At 59.6% G+C, this 16,237-nt stretch carries 15 protein-coding genes; 3 read left to right on the top strand and 12 right to left on the bottom strand.

Features of this window, described 5'->3' with window-relative positions:
* Positions 1-16: 16 nt before the first annotated feature.
* Positions 17-397: a YkvA family protein gene (locus tag ACRQ1B_RS08590; protein WP_432293198.1), complete on the bottom strand. Its 381-nt coding sequence runs from the start codon at positions 395-397 to the stop codon at positions 17-19.
* Positions 398-546: 149 nt separating this feature from the next.
* Here ACRQ1B_RS08590 and ACRQ1B_RS08585 point away from each other — a divergent pair, with 149 nt between their 5' ends.
* Complete coding sequence (locus tag ACRQ1B_RS08585; protein ID WP_432293197.1) at positions 547-1,950, top strand: DegQ family serine endoprotease; 1,404 nt, start codon at positions 547-549, stop codon at positions 1,948-1,950.
* Between the two features lie 6 nt (positions 1,951-1,956).
* Positions 1,957-3,273, top strand: coding sequence for a replication-associated recombination protein A (locus ACRQ1B_RS08580; protein WP_432293196.1), 1,317 nt, complete (start codon positions 1,957-1,959; stop codon positions 3,271-3,273).
* 4 nt (positions 3,274-3,277) lie between these two features.
* Here the strand turns inward: ACRQ1B_RS08580 and ACRQ1B_RS08575 are convergent, their stop codons facing one another.
* The 5 genes from ACRQ1B_RS08575 to ACRQ1B_RS08555 all read right to left on the bottom strand — a co-directional run bounded on the left by ACRQ1B_RS08575 (position 3,278) and on the right by ACRQ1B_RS08555 (position 8,105).
* Positions 3,278-3,586 (bottom strand): DUF1883 domain-containing protein, encoded by a 309-nt coding sequence (locus ACRQ1B_RS08575; protein ID WP_432293195.1) that lies wholly within the window; start codon positions 3,584-3,586, stop codon positions 3,278-3,280.
* Between the two features lie 303 nt (positions 3,587-3,889).
* The gene (locus tag ACRQ1B_RS08570) at positions 3,890-4,900 is read right to left on the bottom strand and encodes a ketopantoate reductase family protein (RefSeq protein ID WP_432293194.1); all 1,011 of its coding nucleotides are present in this window, start codon (positions 4,898-4,900) and stop codon (positions 3,890-3,892) included.
* A 185-nt stretch (positions 4,901-5,085) separates the two neighbouring features.
* Positions 5,086-5,976: a hypothetical protein gene (locus ACRQ1B_RS08565; RefSeq protein WP_432293193.1), complete on the bottom strand. Its 891-nt coding sequence runs from the start codon at positions 5,974-5,976 to the stop codon at positions 5,086-5,088.
* A 191-nt stretch (positions 5,977-6,167) separates the two neighbouring features.
* A complete protein-coding gene (locus ACRQ1B_RS08560; RefSeq protein WP_432293192.1) occupies positions 6,168-7,289 on the bottom strand; it encodes an acyltransferase family protein in 1,122 nt (373 codons plus the stop codon).
* Between the two features lie 573 nt (positions 7,290-7,862).
* The gene (locus ACRQ1B_RS08555) at positions 7,863-8,105 is read right to left on the bottom strand and encodes a hypothetical protein (protein WP_432293191.1); all 243 of its coding nucleotides are present in this window, start codon (positions 8,103-8,105) and stop codon (positions 7,863-7,865) included.
* 186 nt (positions 8,106-8,291) lie between these two features.
* Here ACRQ1B_RS08555 and ACRQ1B_RS08550 point away from each other — a divergent pair, with 186 nt between their 5' ends.
* Positions 8,292-8,921, top strand: a complete 630-nt coding sequence (locus ACRQ1B_RS08550; protein WP_432293190.1) for an outer membrane protein — start codon at positions 8,292-8,294, stop codon at positions 8,919-8,921.
* An 82-nt stretch (positions 8,922-9,003) separates the two neighbouring features.
* On the opposite strand, the gene ACRQ1B_RS08545 is transcribed toward ACRQ1B_RS08550, so the two are convergent.
* From ACRQ1B_RS08545 to ACRQ1B_RS08520, 6 genes are all read right to left on the bottom strand, one after another.
* Entirely contained in the window at positions 9,004-9,291 is a 288-nt protein-coding gene (locus ACRQ1B_RS08545) for a helix-turn-helix domain-containing protein (protein ID WP_432293845.1), read from the bottom strand.
* Between the two features lie 37 nt (positions 9,292-9,328).
* The gene (locus ACRQ1B_RS08540; protein ID WP_432293189.1) at positions 9,329-9,604 is read right to left on the bottom strand and encodes a BrnT family toxin; all 276 of its coding nucleotides are present in this window, start codon (positions 9,602-9,604) and stop codon (positions 9,329-9,331) included.
* A gap of 77 nt (positions 9,605-9,681) precedes the next feature.
* Complete coding sequence (locus ACRQ1B_RS08535; RefSeq protein WP_432293188.1) at positions 9,682-9,870, bottom strand: hypothetical protein; 189 nt, start codon at positions 9,868-9,870, stop codon at positions 9,682-9,684.
* A gap of 270 nt (positions 9,871-10,140) precedes the next feature.
* Complete coding sequence (locus ACRQ1B_RS08530) at positions 10,141-13,953, bottom strand: vitamin B12-dependent ribonucleotide reductase (RefSeq protein ID WP_432293187.1); 3,813 nt, start codon at positions 13,951-13,953, stop codon at positions 10,141-10,143.
* A 759-nt stretch (positions 13,954-14,712) separates the two neighbouring features.
* Positions 14,713-15,210, bottom strand: coding sequence for a xanthine phosphoribosyltransferase (gene gpt, locus ACRQ1B_RS08525; RefSeq protein WP_432293186.1), 498 nt, complete (start codon positions 15,208-15,210; stop codon positions 14,713-14,715).
* 219 nt (positions 15,211-15,429) lie between these two features.
* Complete coding sequence (locus ACRQ1B_RS08520) at positions 15,430-16,047, bottom strand: hypothetical protein (RefSeq protein WP_432293185.1); 618 nt, start codon at positions 16,045-16,047, stop codon at positions 15,430-15,432.
* Positions 16,048-16,237 lie beyond the last annotated feature (190 nt).

Raw genomic sequence — 16,237 nt, 5'->3', positions numbered from 1 at the left:
CGCGGGTTGCGGGTCCTCACACAAAATTGCGGAAACCCCAAACAAGAAAGATGAGGCACAAAAGCCAGATGGCAAGGACGGCGACGAAGCCGGTGCGGCTTGTCGGCCGCGTTTCTCGAAGCGCGGCTTGTTCGCGAAACTCGGCCATCAGCGGCGGCGGAACGAGTCGGACGGCCAGCATGATGCCGAGGGGAACGACAAGCAGATCGTCGAGATAACCGAGGATGGGAATGAAATCCGGGATGAGGTCGACAGGCGACAGTGCATAGGCAGCGACGCTCCCGGCGACAAGCTTTGCCATCAGCGGAACGCGCGTATCCCGCGCGGCAAGCCACAGCGCCATCACCTCGCGCTTCAGCCGTTTTGCCCAGATTTTTGTGCGTTCCAGAAAGCCCATGGTTTCCATCCTTACCTGTCCTATATGTAATCTGAAACCATTCGATTTTGTTGACCTTATCCGCGATTCGGCCACCTTTGTTTTCCAGCTTGCATGTCGATAAATCGACCCCGGCTGATGTGGCCGAACCTTCTGAACTGAGGAATTCCATGCTGACCATGCAAAAATGCGTGTCGACCGGCCTTCTGGCCCTTTCGCTTCTTATGCCCGTTGCGGTGCAGGCGCAGGAGAAAACCCTGCCGCAGAGCCGCGAGCAGATGCAGCTCTCCTTTGCGCCCCTGGTCAAGCGCACCGCCGGCGCGGTCGTCAACGTGTATGCCGAACGTGCCGTCCAGCGGAACAACCCGTTTGCCGGCGATCCTTTCTTCGAACAGTTTTTCGGCCAGCGCATGCCGAACCGCTCCGAAAAGCAGTCGTCTCTTGGCTCGGGTGTCATCCTCTCCGACAAGGGTCTCGTGGTGACAAATAACCACGTCATCCAGGGCGCCGACGACATCAAGATCGCGCTTGCCGATGGTCGCGAATTTCCGTGCGAGGTGATCCTCAAGGACGAAAGCATGGATCTTGCCGTCCTTCGCATCAAGGCGAAGGAAAGCTTCCCCGTGCTTGCAATCGCCAATTCCGATGCCGTCGAGGTCGGCGATCTCGTGCTGGCCATCGGCAATCCGTTCGGTGTCGGCCAGACGGTGACGAGCGGCATCGTGTCCGGTCTCGCGCGTAACCAGGTGACCAATGGCGATTTCGGTTTCTTCATCCAGACCGATGCCTCGATCAATCCCGGCAATTCCGGCGGCGCGCTGATGAACACCAATGGTGAGCTGATCGGCATCAACACCGCCATCTTTTCGCGTGGCGGCGGCTCCAACGGCGTCGGTTTTGCCATTCCCGGCAATCTCGTCAATGTGTTCCTGAAAGCCGCCGAGGAAGGCAAATCGTCGTTTGAGCGTCCTTATGTCGGCGCAACCTTCATGCCGGTCACATCCGAAGTGGCCGAGGCACTTGGCCTGAAAACGGCACGTGGTGCGCTCGTGACGGCTGTCGTGGATGGCGGTCCAGCCGACAAGGGAGGCCTGAAGCCCGGCGAAGTCATCACGGCCGTCAACGGCATTGCCGTGGAGCATCCCGATGCGCTCGGTTACCGCCTGACGACAGCCGGGCTGGGCAAGTCTGCCGAGTTGACGATCGCGCAGTCGAGCGGTGAGCGCAAGCTGACGATCGCGCTGAACACGGCACCGGAAACGACGCCGCGTGACGAGCGCCTTATCGAAGGCCGCAATCCTTTTGCCGGCCTGCATGTTGCCAACCTATCGCCAAAGCTTGCCGGCGAAATGCAGCTGACGGCCGACAAGACGGGCGTTGTGGTCACCGACATCGCCCGCAACTCGCCTGCTGCCCGCGTCGGTTTCCGGCAGAAAGACATCATCATTTCGCTGAATGGCGAGCCGGTAAAGTCGAGCAAGGCGCTGGAAGATGTCCTGAAAGACAGCGACCCGGGCTTCTGGCGTCTGGAGGTCGAGCGTGAAGGCCAGCGTATTCGCCAGTTCTTTCGCTGATCGACCATGAGCAACGATCTGTTCGCACCGAAGATTCCGGAGGAGGTCGCCAACCGGCGGCCTCTTGCCGATCGGTTGCGGCCGAAAACGATCGCTGATGTTACCGGGCAGTCGCACCTGACCGGCGAAGACGGCGTGTTGCGCCGGATGATCGACAGCGGTTCGCTTGGTTCAATGATTTTCTGGGGACCGCCGGGCACCGGCAAGACCACTGTTGCACGTCTTCTCTCCGGGGAGGCGGGCCTGGCTTTCGAACAGATTTCCGCGATTTTTTCCGGCGTTGCCGATCTCAAGAAGGTTTTTGAGTCAGCGCGCCTGCGCCGTCTCAATGGCCGCCAGACATTGCTGTTCGTCGACGAGATCCACCGCTTCAACCGCGCCCAGCAGGACAGTTTTCTGCCCGTCATGGAAGACGGAACGATCGTGCTGGTCGGCGCCACGACGGAAAACCCGTCCTTCGAACTCAATGCCGCTCTCTTGTCGCGTGCCCGTGTTCTGACCTTCGGGAGCCACGACGAAGAGAGCCTGACGGAACTGCTCGCCCGTGCCGAAAAGGCCGAGGACAAGCCGTTGCCGCTCGATGAAAGCGCCCGTGCAGCGCTGGTGCGCATGGCGGATGGCGATGGCCGCGCCGTTCTGACCTTGGCCGAAGAAGTGTGGCGTGCAGCGCGGGAAGGAGAGGTTTTCGATACGGAAAACCTCACTCGTATCGTTCAGCGCCGCGCGCCGGTCTACGACAAGGCGCAGGATGGGCATTACAATCTGATCTCGGCGCTGCACAAGTCCGTGCGCGGTTCGGACCCGGATGCGGCGCTTTATTATCTTGCCCGCATGTTCGATGCCGGCGAGGACCCGCTGTATCTTGGGCGGCGGCTGGTGCGCATGGCGGTGGAAGATATCGGGTTGGCCGATCCGCAGGCCCTAGTGGTGTGTAATGCCGCCAAGGATGCCTATGATTATCTCGGCTCGCCGGAGGGCGAACTGGCGCTGGCGCAGGCTTGCGTTTATCTCGCCACCGCGCCGAAATCGAATGCCGTCTATACCGCTTTCAAGGCTGCGACGCGGGCGGCGAAGGAAAACGGCTCGTTGCTGCCGCCGCGGCACATTCTCAATGCGCCGACAAAGCTGATGAAGGCCGAAGGGTACAGCGACGGCTACCGTTACGACCACGACGAGCCGGATGCCTTTTCAGGACAGGATTATTTCCCTGAAAGAATGGGGCGGCAGAGTTTCTACGATCCGCCGGAGCGCGGTTTCGAGCGCGAGATCCGCAAGCGCCTGGACTGGTGGCAGAAGCTGCGCCAGGAGCGTAACGAAAGCTGATCGGTCAGGCGGGCGCCTTGGCCTGCCGTCCGGGCGGCGTGACGACCTTGACCGAGGAACCCGCCAACCCGCCATGTCCTTCCTCGTCAACGATCAAATGCCAGTGAGCGTTTTCCGGAATGATGATCCGCGTCGGTGATTTTTTGGCGGTGCCACCGACATATTTGTAATCGAGCTTTTCCTTGAACCGCTGAAAGTTCACCGCCGTCATCAGGCGTATATTGTTGACCGCATTCAGCGTCACATCAACGATCGTGCCGGCACGCTGCTCCTGCAGATCATAATGGGTGAAGCGGAAATGCTGGGTCGACATGGTGGCCTCTGGTGCATGCTGGATTGTGGATCGTAACAGTCGGCCGTTAAGGAAACATGGAACCAAACGGCGGCTTATCGGTTATCTACACATCGAACACAGGCAATAACAGGCGGCATTCCTCCCCTCGGTGTCGCACGATAACAACAATCATTTTTGACCTCCAAGTCACCTGACCCTCCGCTGTTCCCCTGCCGCGGAGGGTTTTTCTTGTGGTCGTATTTCAATCCCGACATCAGTGCCTTGCGCCAGTTTTCTGACTCAATCTCGCAAGGACTTGAATCTGTTTCTCTGATCGGTTCCTCAGGCGGTGATGCCCCGGTTCTGGCGGTCGAGTTCTCCTACAAGAGCTAGAATGGTCTCGAGCGCCGGAGTAGGCGTTTCGGTCATCTGGGCAAGCCGCACGACCATTTCGACGAGCGGCACATATTCCAGCGGTTTCTGCGCCAGAAAATCCTGCAGCATGGAGGTCGGATGCGGGCCGATCTTCATCGCTTCCATCAAACGTTCTTCGACCGTCTGCAGCGGCGGGCTGCCGAGCGCCGATGCGACGGCATGTACTTCGCGCATGACCCGGCTTTTCAGCGCAAGAAGAGCCGGATCGGTGACGATACGGTCGGAGAGGGCGCGGGTCAGCGCACTGATCGGATTGAAGGAGGCATTGCCCATCAGCTTGCTCCAGATCTCGCCTCTGATGTCGGGCGTCTGGATGATCGTGACATTGGCCTCGGTCAGCAGGTCTGAAATGGCCTTGAGGTCGGCGGACATTTCACCGGATGGTTCGCCAAGGATGAAACGGCCGCGCGCCGGCAACTGGATGACGCCGGGCTCCACCACTTCCGCACCCTGATAGGCAACGCAGCCGATGACACGCTGAGGTCCGATCGCATTCCAGAGGCGATCGCCGGGATCGAGTTCGCTCAGGCGATGATCCTCATGGCCGCTCTTTTCATCGCGGTGAAAATACCACCACGGAATACCGTTCAGGACCATGACCACGCGCGTGTCATCCTTGACGAGATGGGCGAGGCCCTCGGCTGCCGCCGGCACCTGATGGCCCTTGAGCCCGGTAATGACGAGATCCTGCTTCGGCAGCGTGGTCGGGTCGTCTGTGGCATTGACGGCAACGATGGTCGGCTTTTCCTCGTCTGCGACCCGTACTTCCAGACCGTTCTCGCGAATTTTCTGAAGGTGCGCGCCGCGCGCGATGACCGAGACAGTGACCTTGTCGCCGAGTCCTTCCGCAAGCCGTGCCGCCAGCGTGCCACCAAGCGCTCCGGCGCCGTAGATGCAGATATTCTTCAACTCGGTCATGCCTTCAACGCTCCTTTGCTTCTCTCAAAAGCAGATTAGGGGATGGAAACGATTCTGTGAGAAAAACCACACTCCAACCCGCATTTTGTCAGGCATCATAACGTGGCTTCCGCCCGGGGGGACGTGGCGCAATGAAAAAAGCCCCGCATGGCTGCGAGGCTTTGTGCCGGTGTTTTTTGCGTGCCTTAGAGGCGAGCGGCGATGAGGTCTTCTTCCTCGTCGCGCTGGCGTCCGCCAAGGGCGGCTGCGGCGCAGGAAATGAAGGCGCCGACCAGAAGCGAGATCGCACCGACCAGTGCGGTCGTTGCGGCGGCCTTGCGAGCCTTGTCGGCTGCTTCCTGAGCGGAAACCTTGGCAGCTTCGATGCGCTGCAGGACGGCATCGACGCGGCCGCGGGCCTGTTCCGGTTCAAGACCAGTGCGGGCGGAGACGATGGCGGCGAGATAGGCCTTGTCATCTTCCGGCACGCCGCCGGCAACCGCGCCGTTGACGAGGATGCGGGAGACTTCCGCCGTTGCCGCCGTATCATCGCCCTGCGCATTGGCCGAAACCCGTTCCGGGCGCAGCAATGCGTCGGTGAAGTAGGCTGTGGCGGCAGAGGTGTCAGTCGAACCATCGGATGTCGAGGCGGCGGCGACCGTTGCCGTGGATGCGGCGCTACCGACTGCCTGTGCGCCGGCGCCCGCAAGCGACGTCAACGACGAGGCCAGAAAGCCGGCGACGAACAGAGTGGCGACCGCCCAGGAAACGAGGCCGTGTGCGGTGTCGCGGAAAAACACCTCGTCGGTGTGGATCGCGGCCCATTTGGTGCGCAGGCGACCGGTCAGGTAACCGCCGAGCGCGGACGAAAGCCACTGTACGACGACCAGCCAGATGGCGGCGGTGATGCCGACCGTCGCCGCCGAGCTGCTTTCACCCGACCAAGGCGAGACCATGGTGAGGCCAAGGCCGGAGCCGAACATGAGGAGGATAAGGCTGACGCCGGTGGCGGCCACCGCGCCGCCGATGATCGGACCCCAGGCGATCGCCGATTTCGACGATTCGACCGGAATTGTGCCTGTCGGGGATAGGGGCATGTCGGCCTCCTAGCGCAGGAACAGGACGAGAAGGATGACGATTGGCAGAGGAATGCCCAGAAGCCAGAGAAGAATACCGCGTCCCATGATGAACCTCCTGATTGATCACGGTCTGTTGTGCCGTGTGGCCGTTCAACACGCTGTGATTGGTTTGGTTCCGCGGGCTATGCGCGAAGCCGATCTGTGTACGGTTACGGACCTCCGGGATTGTCGGCAAGCGGGCGGCGATCGTTACGGGCGCGTTTGAAACGGCGCTGCAGGGGTTCGTCGAAAGCGACCGTCAGCCACCATGAAAGAATGACGCAAAGGCCGATGAAGGCGACGCCGGCGACAGGTGCATAGGGCAGGTCGCCGATGCTGTTGCCTGTCCATGTCGCCCAGCCGAGCACGGCCCAATCGATGAAGGGCGAGTGCAGGACGTAAAGTCCGTAGGATGCGGTGCCGAGGAAAGTCGAGACGGCGGCGGTGCGCCGGTCGGGCAGGATGCCGCTTGCCGCATAGAGCAGGGCCGGCCAGACGAACAGGACGACGATCAGGTCAAAAATCCATTTCGCATCCTTGGGTGTCGGCGCGGCCAGAACGGCGGCGGTGAGAGCAAGGCAGGCGAGGGCGGCAAGCGGCTGGAGCTTCTGTGTCTTGCGGCGGTGGCGATAGATCAGCACGCCGACGGAAAACGAGAAAAACACACGGGCAAGCCCGGCATACATTTCGTTCCAGCGGAAACCGGCATGCAGCCGCTCGAACTGCAGCGCGGCGATGACAAGCACGATGGCGCTGATGGCGATGACGACCGCGATATGGCGGCTCTGCAAACGTACGCCGCGAAGCGCATAGGCGAAATTGGCGACCAGTTCATCGAACAGCGACCATGCCGGATGGACGAGAAACAGCGCCGCGTTGAAGGAAATGGTGAAGGGCGTGGGCAGGAACAGCAGGCCGGTCAGCGTGCCGGCGGCAAGCTCACCGGCCGTCACCACTTCATCGGCCATGACCGGCAGGCCCGCGTGATACATGCGCAGGTAATAGCCGACGGTGAGCGCCAGCGCGACGAGATAGAGCGGATAGAGCCGCAGCAGCCGCGCCTTCATGAAGGACAGCGCCGACATGGCGCCGGAGCCGAGTGCGGCACCATAGGCATGGGCGAGGACGAAACCGCTGAGCGCAAAGAACAGGTCGACACCGAGATAGCTGGACGGGAGCGCATCACCCAGCATGGGTTCGGCATGACGCTGCACGATGAAGACTGCAGCGACACCGCGCAATCCGTCGAGCAGGACAAAACGTTCGCGGGTTTTTGGAGGCGTCTCGCTCATGGTTTTCCGATGTCGTTTGCGATGATGGCTGAAGATAACGGATGGTGATGGCGTGACCAGACGATTTTGCCGGCAGGGGCGTGATTTTTCCTGTATTTCCGAATGGTCCCATCAAGGCAGAGGCCACCCTTGGCGATCTCGAGATTTTCAAAAAACACCCGCCATTTGCGGGTTGTGCGGTCGGGGCACTGAAAGCTGCCTCGTAATTTATTTTATAGGTGACACCTCTCAGTGCCCCGTTCTGGTCCTCGGGTTAAACCCGAGGATTGCCCGCGACTTCGGTTCCTCTGCCAAAGCCATCCCGATGGTTGCCCACCGACTGGCGATCATGTGTGCCGCACCGGCACGCCCGGCGCGCGCTTTCGGGCCTCAGAAGCCATGCAGGTTTTGACGCCCGCAAAACTTCCCCCACGTCGCCGGAGGGGAACCAGTTTCCGCGAACCCGAGACATGAGGATAAGCGTCTGCCCCTCATGCCTCGCGCCGGCTCCACCTCGCCGGGACGCCTCCCGGTGTATCCGCGATGGAACGGGTGAAGATCGCACATGTTACAAATGCGGAGATGAACTCGGAATTAAGCCGTTGATTTTGTTGAGTCAGGTGTCGAAATCGTCCACGCAGAGGCAAAATTTCTCAATAAAATGGTATTGCGATGCGTTTTTTCGGCCTTCCGATCACGAAAAAAAGATCGAAATTTCGAAGCAAAAACGACTGCTTGTCGGATTTTTCGCAAGCGCTTGATTCCGTTTCCTTGTCCTTCGCGTACAGCATCGGAAGCCACGCCTGAAACACCGGAAACATCGGCTTTTGCGGCCATGGTAAGCAGGTCGTGAGCAGGCGCGGTTAATCGACTGTTTATGTTTTCGTGAAAATGAAAGGGACAGCGGTGCGGACGTGCCAAGACGGTCAGGGGACCGGGCTGGATCGTTTGGAAACGTCCGTGGCGAAAGCCGATGTATCGCCTGCGCATTCACCATTTGCGGGCTGTGTATGGAGTAAAATCATGTTCAAGAAGTCGCTCGTATTGGCGCTTGGCGCCACTGTCATCTCCGGTCCGGTTTTCGCAGCCGACCTCACCAATGCCTACGAAGCCCCGTCCTACAACGAGCCGATGACCGAGCAGTCGTCGGGCTGGACAGGCGGTTATGTCGGTCTTCACGCCGGCACGGCTTCGCGCCACGGCAATCCGTTCTCGGGCGACCGCGAATTCATGGGCGGCGTTCAGGGCGGCTACAACATGGAAACCAACGGTTTCGTTGTTGGTGGCGAACTGGAACTGTCGCATATGGGCGATGCCGAAGTGCGCGTACCGGGCGGTAACCTGGAAGAGCGCTACCGCCTGGCTGCCAAGGCCAAGGCCGGCATGCCGCTCGGCAACACTCTGATTTACGGCACGGCCGGCGGTACGATGACGAGCATGCGCGATGGCACGGCTCAGGGTCCGGACGGCTGGAAGCCCGGCTGGCTGGTCGGTGGCGGCGTTGAACACAAGTTCAACCAGCAGATTTCCGGCAAGGTGGAATATAACTATGCCCGCACCGGCGACGTGCGCAGCGTTATCCCCGGCGTCGGTGCCGCTGAAACCAATGTCAGCGATCACACGATCAAGGCCGGCGTGAACTACCACTTCTAAGATCTGGTGGTGCAATGATTGCGGCAGCGCCGCGTGCCCGGAAGGGTGCGCGGCGCTGTTGGCGTTTGTGGGGTAGAAAAAGTTATGCCGCGCCCTTGGCGAGCACCGATGCGGTCCGCTCTGGATCGGCGGCGATGACTTTCAGATAGGCGCGGGCCGGCTGGTCGGGTTCGGAGCGACCCTGTTCCCAATCCCGTAGCGTACCGAGCGGGATGTGATAGCGGGCGGAAAACTGTTCCTGCGTCAGTTGCAGCGCACGACGAATGATCTTTACACGCGGCATGCGTGGGGCGGCGCGCAGCTGTTCTTGCGTGAGAGGAGGATTGTCGGGATCGGCAAGCGCGTTGGCGTAGGCTTCCTCGTCGGTCATGGAAGCAAGATAAGCCCAGTCCGTTGGGTCGGTTTTGCTATCTGGCATTCTCATACTCCCGACGTTCGGCACGCGTTGCTCGTCGCGCAGATATGATCCGGATCATGTCCGATCGCTCTGTGTATATTACCGCGAGAAAGATGCCGTTTCCAAGGCCGACAATCCGTCGCCGGACCTCTCCGTATTCCATGGACCTTTCTTCGCTATCAATTGCGTTAGGATCGTTGAAAACCTCCGATGCAGCCGAGAAGCTTATTCGATGTTTGAGGAGGTTTGACGCAGCTTTCTGTTCATCCCATTCGAAATGTAACATGGATCACTACAGTGTCCTAAGAGAAGACGCCCAAGACGCCGGCGGCTTCCTGCAGAGGAAAGCCGCCAGTAATTCATTTAGGAATTCTCTGTGTCTCGCCCGTCGGGTTCTCTGGCGACGCCTTTGAATTTCCCTTCAGACTGTTTGACTTCCATGAAGTGACCGGTACGCTCATCGCGCTTTTGATATAAGCCATCCGGTCGTTCGAACTGGGTGCGTCCCGTTACAGAGCCTTGGCGATATCCATCGCCTGTATTCTTAGCCATTTGCTTTTCCATTCGCTTACAAATGCCAAAGCTACCTCGACTCTGAAACGTCAAACCCCATATAATAACCGTGCTACAGGCTGGGGATGTGAGTCTCTTAGCCCCGCGTGGGCTTCGGCTTTTTCGCGGTATTCAAAGCCGGGGTCTTTGACGCCGGCTTTGTCATTTCTAATGGATACAAATTCGTAGCCCTGAATCTCGTTTTGTTCTCTTTAAATGTCCAGCCCGAAGTTTCCTTCGGGCTGATTTGTTGTCAGTTATTCACAGCGATCAGCTGCAACCGCTCGTCGCGCCGCAGGTGTCGCACTTCTCGCACGTACCATTCCGTACCATCGTAAAATTCTGGCACTCGGAGCACATGTTGCCCGTATAACCCTGCATGATCGACTTCATGCGGCGGTCGGCTTCCACCTTCTTGGCTTCGGCCTTGGCGGATGCGGCATCCGCTGCGGCCTTGTCGGAGAAGAGGGCCGTGGCGGCCTGTTCGCTTTCGCTCGCAAGCGGTGCGTCTTCGGCGATCTCTTCGGCCAGTTCCTTGGCGCGCTCTTCGTAATCACGCTTGAAGGCGACGATTTCGGAGGTCGAGATGGCAACCGTCGGTTCCAGCTTGCGGGCCGCAGAGCCGGCAAACGAGGTTACCGTTGCCGAAGCGCGGGCAGGGGCGGCGGTGGCAGCCCCCTTCGGTTCGCCGGCAGCGCGGTCAACCTGGCCGCCCTGGATCAGCGTCGGCTTGTAGCCGCGGGTCCAGCCGGTCGAGACGAGCTGCGTCTTGCCTTCCTGGATGCCCTTGCCGAGTGCCGTGTTGGAGAAATCCGACGTATCGACATGCGCCAGATCGTGGCGGCCGAGGTACGATACGGCGAGTTCGCGGAACACGTAGTCGAGGATCGACGTGGCGTTCTTGATCGCGTCATTGCCCGTCACGATGCCGGCCGGCTCGAATTTTGTGAAGGTGAAGGCTTCAACATATTCTTCGAGCGGCACGCCGTACTGGAGGCCCAGCGAGATGGCGATGGCAAAATTGTTCATCATCGCACGGAAGGCAGCGCCTTCCTTGTGCATGTCGATGAAGATCTCGCCGATGCGGCCGTCGCCGAATTCGCCGGTGCGGAGATACACCTTGTGACCGCCGACATTGGCCTTCTGGGTGTAACCCTGACGACGGTTCGGCAGCTTTTCACGCTCGCGCGATACACGCTCGATGATGCGCTCGACGATTTTTTCGGTGACGGTGACCGCCTGCGCGGCTGCCGGTGCCTGGATCAGCTCTTCGAGAGCATCTTCGGCATCGTCTTCGTCGATCAGCGAGGCGTTGAGCGGCTGCGAAAGTTTCGAGCCGTCACGGTACAGGGCGTTGGCCTTGAGGGCCAGCTTCCAGGACAGCATGTAGGCTTCGCCGCACTCTTCGACGGTGGCGTCGTTCGGCATGTTGATCGTCTTGGAGATCGCGCCTGAGATGAACGGCTGGGCAGCTGCCATCATGCGGATGTGGCTTTCCACCGAGAGATAACGCTTGCCGATCTTGCCGCAGGGGTTGGCGCAATCGAAGACGGCGAGGTGTTCTTCCTTGAGGAAAGGCGCACCTTCCAGCGTCATCGCACCGCAGACGTGGATGTTGGCGGCGTCGATGTCCTTCTTCGAGAAGCCGATGTGCTCGAGCAGGTTGAAGCTCATGTCGGCGAGCTGTTCGTCGGAAACTTTCAGGGTTTCCTTGAGGAAGTCGGCGCCAAGCGTCCACTGGTTGAACACGAACTTGATGTCGAAGGCGGCCTTCAGCGCGCCATTGACGGCTTCGATCTTGTCAGCCGGGAAACCCTTGGCAGCGAGGCTCGACGGGTTGATGGCAGGGGCCTGGTTCAGGTTGCCGTGGCCGACAGCATAGGCTTCGATCTCGGCAAGCTGGCTTTCCGAATAACCGAGCGTGCGCAGCGCTTCCGGAACCGCGCCGTTGATGATCTTGAAGTAACCGCCACCGGCGAGCTTCTTGAACTTGACCAGTGCGAAATCGGGCTCGATGCCGGTCGTGTCGCAATCCATCACGAGACCGATCGTGCCGGTCGGCGCGATGACGGAGACCTGGGCATTGCGGTAGCCGTGCTGTTCACCCAGCTCCAGCGCCTTGTCCCATGCGGCCATGGCATGCACTGCCAGATCCTGATCCGGGTTCTCTTCATGGATGAGAGCGACCGGATCGACCGACAGGGCTTCGTAGCCGGCGGTTTCGCCATGGGCGGCGCGGCGGTGGTTGCGGATGACGCGCAGCATGTTATCGCGGTTCGGCGCAAAGCCAGGGAACGGGCCGTGTTCCGATGCCATTTCAGCGGACGTGGCATAAGAAATGCCGGTCATGATGGCGGTCAGCGAACCGGCGATGGCGCGGCCTTCGGTCGAGTCATACGGAATGCCCGAGGACATCAGCAGGCCGCCGATGTTCGCATAGCCGAGGCCGAGCGTGCGGTATTCGTAGGAGCGTTCGGCGATTTCCTTCGACGGGAACTGCGCCATCATCACCGAGATTTCCAGAACGACGGTCCACAGGCGAACGGCATGTTCGTAATCGGCGATGTCGATACGCTTGGTGAGCGCCGACTTGAACTGCAGCAGGTTCAGCGAAGCCAGGTTGCAGGCGGTGTCGTCGAGGAACATGTATTCCGAGCACGGGTTCGAGGCGCGGATCGGGCCCGCGGCCGGCGAGGTGTGCCAGTCGTTCATGGTCGTGTTGTAGTGCAGACCCGGATCAGCCGAGGCCCATGCGGCGTAGGAGATCTTTTCCCACAGGTCGCGTGCCTTCAGCGTCTTCATGACCTTGCCGTCCTTGCGGGCGGTCAGGTTCCACTCGCCGTCATTTTCGACAGCGCGGAGGAAGTCGTCCTTGAGCGAGACGGAGTTGTTGGAGTTCTGGCCCGAAACGGTCAGGTAGGCTTCCGAATCCCAGTCGGTGTCATAGGTCTTGAAATCAAGATCCTTGTAACCCTGCTTGGCGAACTGGATGACGCGCTTGACGTAGTTTTCCGGAACCTGGTCCTTCTTGGCAGCGCGGATTTCGCGCTTGAGGGCAGGGTTCTTGGCCGGGTCGAAGCAATCGTCACCATCGGCCTCGCAATTGACGCAGGCCTTCATGATCGACTTCAGGTGACGGGCAACGATCTTGGAGCCGGTGACGAGAGCGGCAACCTTCTGCTCTTCCTTCACCTTCCAGTCGATATAGGCTTCGATATCCGGATGATCGATGTCGACCACGACCATCTTGGCCGCACGGCGGGTCGTGCCGCCCGACTTGATGGCGCCGGCAGCGCGGTCACCGATCTTGAGGAAGGACATCAGGCCCGAGGACTTGCCGCCGCCGGACAGCTTTTCGCCTTCGCCGCGCAGATAGGAGAAGTTGGAGCCGGTGCCGGAACCATACTTGAACAGACGCGCTTCACGCACCCACAGGTCCATGATGCCACCCTCGTTGACGAGGTCGTCCTCGACGGACTGGATGAAGCAGGCATGCGGCTGCGGATGTTCGTAGGACGATTTCGACTTCGTCAGCTTGCCGGTGAAGGGGTCGACATAGAAGTGGCCCTGACCGGGACCATCGATGCCATAGGCCCAGTGCAGGCCGGTGTTGAACCACTGCGGCGAGTTCGGAGCGACGCGCTGCGTGGCGAGCATATAGGCAAGCTCGTCCTTGAACGCTGCAGCATCTTCTTCCGTAGAGAAATACTTGCCCTTCCAGCCCCAGTAGGTCCAGGTGCCGGCGAGACGGTCAAAAACCTGACGGGCATCGGTTTCCGAGCCGTAACGCTCGTTTTCCGGCAGATCCTTCAGGGCCTTTTCATCGGCAACCGAACGCCACAGGAAGGAAGGAACGTCGTTTTCCTCGACCTTCTTCAGGAATTTCGGCACGCCGGCCTTGCGGAAATATTTCTGGGCCAGAACGTCGGTGGCGACCTGGGAAAACTGGGTCGGCACTTCGATATCGGCGAGACGGAAAACGATGGAACCGTCCGGGTTGCGGATCTCGCTTACCGCCTTGCGGAAAGCGATCTCTCCATAAGCCCCGGTCTCGGGCTTGGTGAAACGACGTTCGATACGCATGGTCTCGTCCTTGTTCGTGGCGCCTCTCCGGGCGCAAATCTTCAGCGCCGGCCGCTCGCCATCATGGGCAGCCGGTCGGATTCGATGATCCAGGTGAATCAGCAGTGATTGCCTACCTGTATCTTGTGTCCGATGCTGGCTGCAAACACTAAATATAGCATTAACAGATTATTTTTACCAGCCTTGAACACCGCATTGGCAGACGTTCGAACGCGCACGAAAACCCGTTGCCGGGCGACCATCATGACCAGCCCGAACCATTCAGGAAATCTACAAATCGAAGGAGAACCGGCCTCGTTATCTCCGGTCCAGTCGCCGCCGCAACATGGGATCATTCATGCCGAGTCGCGGCCTTGGGGTCAAGTACTGGTCTGCCACACTTTTTTAACCACAAGATATTGTGGTTTGCGGCTGTGGAAAACGGGGAGAAAAAATAGCCGTTGAATCTCAGAGGCTTGCGAGAAAGTTTTGCAGGCCTGTCGACTGATGAGCCGGAAAATGAACGGCCGTGCACCACAAAGGCGACGATAAATTGCCACATTTTCCCGTGGATTGTGTCGCGTCGGCGTCGGAGCCCTTGCGCCTGTGGTTTAGGCATCGCAGCAGCCCAAGATATAGAGGGGGCGACAGCGGAAAGGCGGGAAGGCCCCGTTTTTCGTGCCGAAATGAGACGCCTTGCGCATTTGGAAGACCAGCCCTGCATGCAGAAGGCTGGCCAGAATTTTTACGGGCGAATCAGTCGCCGTCAAAACGTGGGGTTTAGCCGCGGTGACCCTTGGTGATCGGTTCCTGATAGGTAAAACCCATGTCCCAGGGAAAATAGATCCAGGTATCCTGCGAAACCTCGGTGACGAAGGTGTCGATGGTCGGCACGCCTGATGGCTTTGCATAGACGCAGGCGAAATGTGCCTTGGGCATCATGGCGCGCACTTCCAGCGCCGTCTTGCCGGTATCGGTGAGGTCGTCGACGACGAGCACGCCTTCGCCGCCATTCTCCATCAGCTCGGGCGAAATGCCCTTGAGGACCACGGTGTCGCCCTGGTTGACGTAGTCATGACGGGTGGCGATGCAGACGGTGTCGATCAGGCGGATATTGAGTTCGCGCGAAATGATCGCCGCCGGCACCAGGCCGCCGCGGGTGATGCAGACGATGGCCTTGAATTCCTGGCCAAGGCCGGAAAGGCGCCAGGACAGGGCACGGGTATCACGGTGGAACTGGTCCCAGGAAACGGGAAAGGCTTTATCGGGAAGAGACATCCGACGGGCTCCGCAAGCGTTGTGTGAAAGGAACGGGCGGCCGCGCCGGTTGGCAGAACGGAAACGCCAAAAGGCCGGTTTCCCGACCTCTTGCAGCCTGTCATAGCGGCATCGGTGGTTCGAAGGCAAGCGCGCGGGCATGTTGGCTGTGGATGATCGGCAGGTTTGGCGTCATTCCTGACCCGACAGAACGGAGGATGACTGTTTCCGCTCGCGCAGTCAGGCTAATGGCGTCAGCACTTTTTGTTGCTCCAATGACCAGCCGTGAATTTTGTCCACCAGATCCTGAGCCGTGATTGGCAATATCGCGTTGGGGATCACGGCGACGGTGCCATGGAACACCAGAACGAGATTGTCAGGCTGCAGGATCGCCAGATGGTATCGTGCCCAGCGGAGCTCCAGCGTGTCCGTGCGCGTGACCTGCCTAAAACCTTGCGGCCCGATCTCGACCTCATAGTGAGGCGAATAGAACCGCTCGTTTTCAATGTTCCACCGTGCAAAAATCTCGTTGTAGTGTTTTGTCGTTCGTTGCGCACCACGTTTCAAGATGAACCAGGCAGCCAGGCCGGCAAATGGTGCGGGTGCGAGGATCCAAAAGCCCAACACGGACCAAGCGCTGGGGAAGGAAGGCAGGCTGATGGAGTAGATGAGGACCATGACAAACGCCGCGATGATCGAAAGTTCGGTTTTCATCTGAACGAAGTAACGATCCCAAGCGGTATCGAACATCATGCGATAGTTCTGGTAGGCCTGATGTTCATACCCCAGAATGTAATCAGCGAGCTGGCCCGGATCTGGCGTGTAGGTCAAATTGATAACATCATCGGCACTGGTCATCGAGAGCTCCATCAAAACAGCCGCAAGAGTGGTGTCTGGTGGCAAGAAGTCCAGATCGCCGCGCAAAGTTTCTGGGGCTTTTGAGATTTGGCGGCAAGGGTCATGCCGCCATTGCTCCGCCGGCAGGGAAAATACGCAGGTCTATCCGGTCATCGACAAAGGCCTGTGACAAAACTCTGTCATGTGGAGC

This window comes from Endobacterium panacihumi, from assembly GCF_050847465.1.
Taxonomy (GTDB): Bacteria; Pseudomonadota; Alphaproteobacteria; order Rhizobiales; family Rhizobiaceae; genus Neorhizobium; species Neorhizobium panacihumi.
Note: the sequence above shows the minus strand (reverse complement) of the source record. Positions and strands in the feature narration are given on the sequence as shown.

What these genes read in the sequence shown, in the direction of transcription:
- ACRQ1B_RS08590 (WP_432293198.1), bottom strand. Translation starts at nt 397, where the DNA reads ATGGGCTTTCTGGAACGCACAAAAATCTGGGCAAAACGGCTGAAGCGC.
- ACRQ1B_RS08585 (WP_432293197.1), top strand. Translation starts at nt 547, where the DNA reads ATGCTGACCATGCAAAAATGCGTGTCGACCGGCCTTCTGGCCCTTTCG.
- ACRQ1B_RS08580 (WP_432293196.1), top strand. Translation starts at nt 1,957, where the DNA reads ATGAGCAACGATCTGTTCGCACCGAAGATTCCGGAGGAGGTCGCCAAC.
- ACRQ1B_RS08575 (WP_432293195.1), bottom strand. Translation starts at nt 3,586, where the DNA reads ATGTCGACCCAGCATTTCCGCTTCACCCATTATGATCTGCAGGAGCAG.
- ACRQ1B_RS08570 (WP_432293194.1), bottom strand. Translation starts at nt 4,900, where the DNA reads ATGACCGAGTTGAAGAATATCTGCATCTACGGCGCCGGAGCGCTTGGT.
- ACRQ1B_RS08565 (WP_432293193.1), bottom strand. Translation starts at nt 5,976, where the DNA reads ATGCCCCTATCCCCGACAGGCACAATTCCGGTCGAATCGTCGAAATCG.
- ACRQ1B_RS08560 (WP_432293192.1), bottom strand. Translation starts at nt 7,289, where the DNA reads ATGAGCGAGACGCCTCCAAAAACCCGCGAACGTTTTGTCCTGCTCGAC.
- ACRQ1B_RS08555 (WP_432293191.1), bottom strand. Translation starts at nt 8,105, where the DNA reads ATGGCCGCAAAAGCCGATGTTTCCGGTGTTTCAGGCGTGGCTTCCGAT.
- ACRQ1B_RS08550 (WP_432293190.1), top strand. Translation starts at nt 8,292, where the DNA reads ATGTTCAAGAAGTCGCTCGTATTGGCGCTTGGCGCCACTGTCATCTCC.
- ACRQ1B_RS08545 (WP_432293845.1), bottom strand. Translation starts at nt 9,291, where the DNA reads ATGACCGACGAGGAAGCCTACGCCAACGCGCTTGCCGATCCCGACAAT.
- ACRQ1B_RS08540 (WP_432293189.1), bottom strand. Translation starts at nt 9,604, where the DNA reads ATGTTACATTTCGAATGGGATGAACAGAAAGCTGCGTCAAACCTCCTC.
- ACRQ1B_RS08535 (WP_432293188.1), bottom strand. Translation starts at nt 9,870, where the DNA reads ATGGCTAAGAATACAGGCGATGGATATCGCCAAGGCTCTGTAACGGGA.
- ACRQ1B_RS08530 (WP_432293187.1), bottom strand. Translation starts at nt 13,953, where the DNA reads ATGCGTATCGAACGTCGTTTCACCAAGCCCGAGACCGGGGCTTATGGA.
- gpt (WP_432293186.1), bottom strand. Translation starts at nt 15,210, where the DNA reads ATGTCTCTTCCCGATAAAGCCTTTCCCGTTTCCTGGGACCAGTTCCAC.
- ACRQ1B_RS08520 (WP_432293185.1), bottom strand. Translation starts at nt 16,047, where the DNA reads ATGACCAGTGCCGATGATGTTATCAATTTGACCTACACGCCAGATCCG.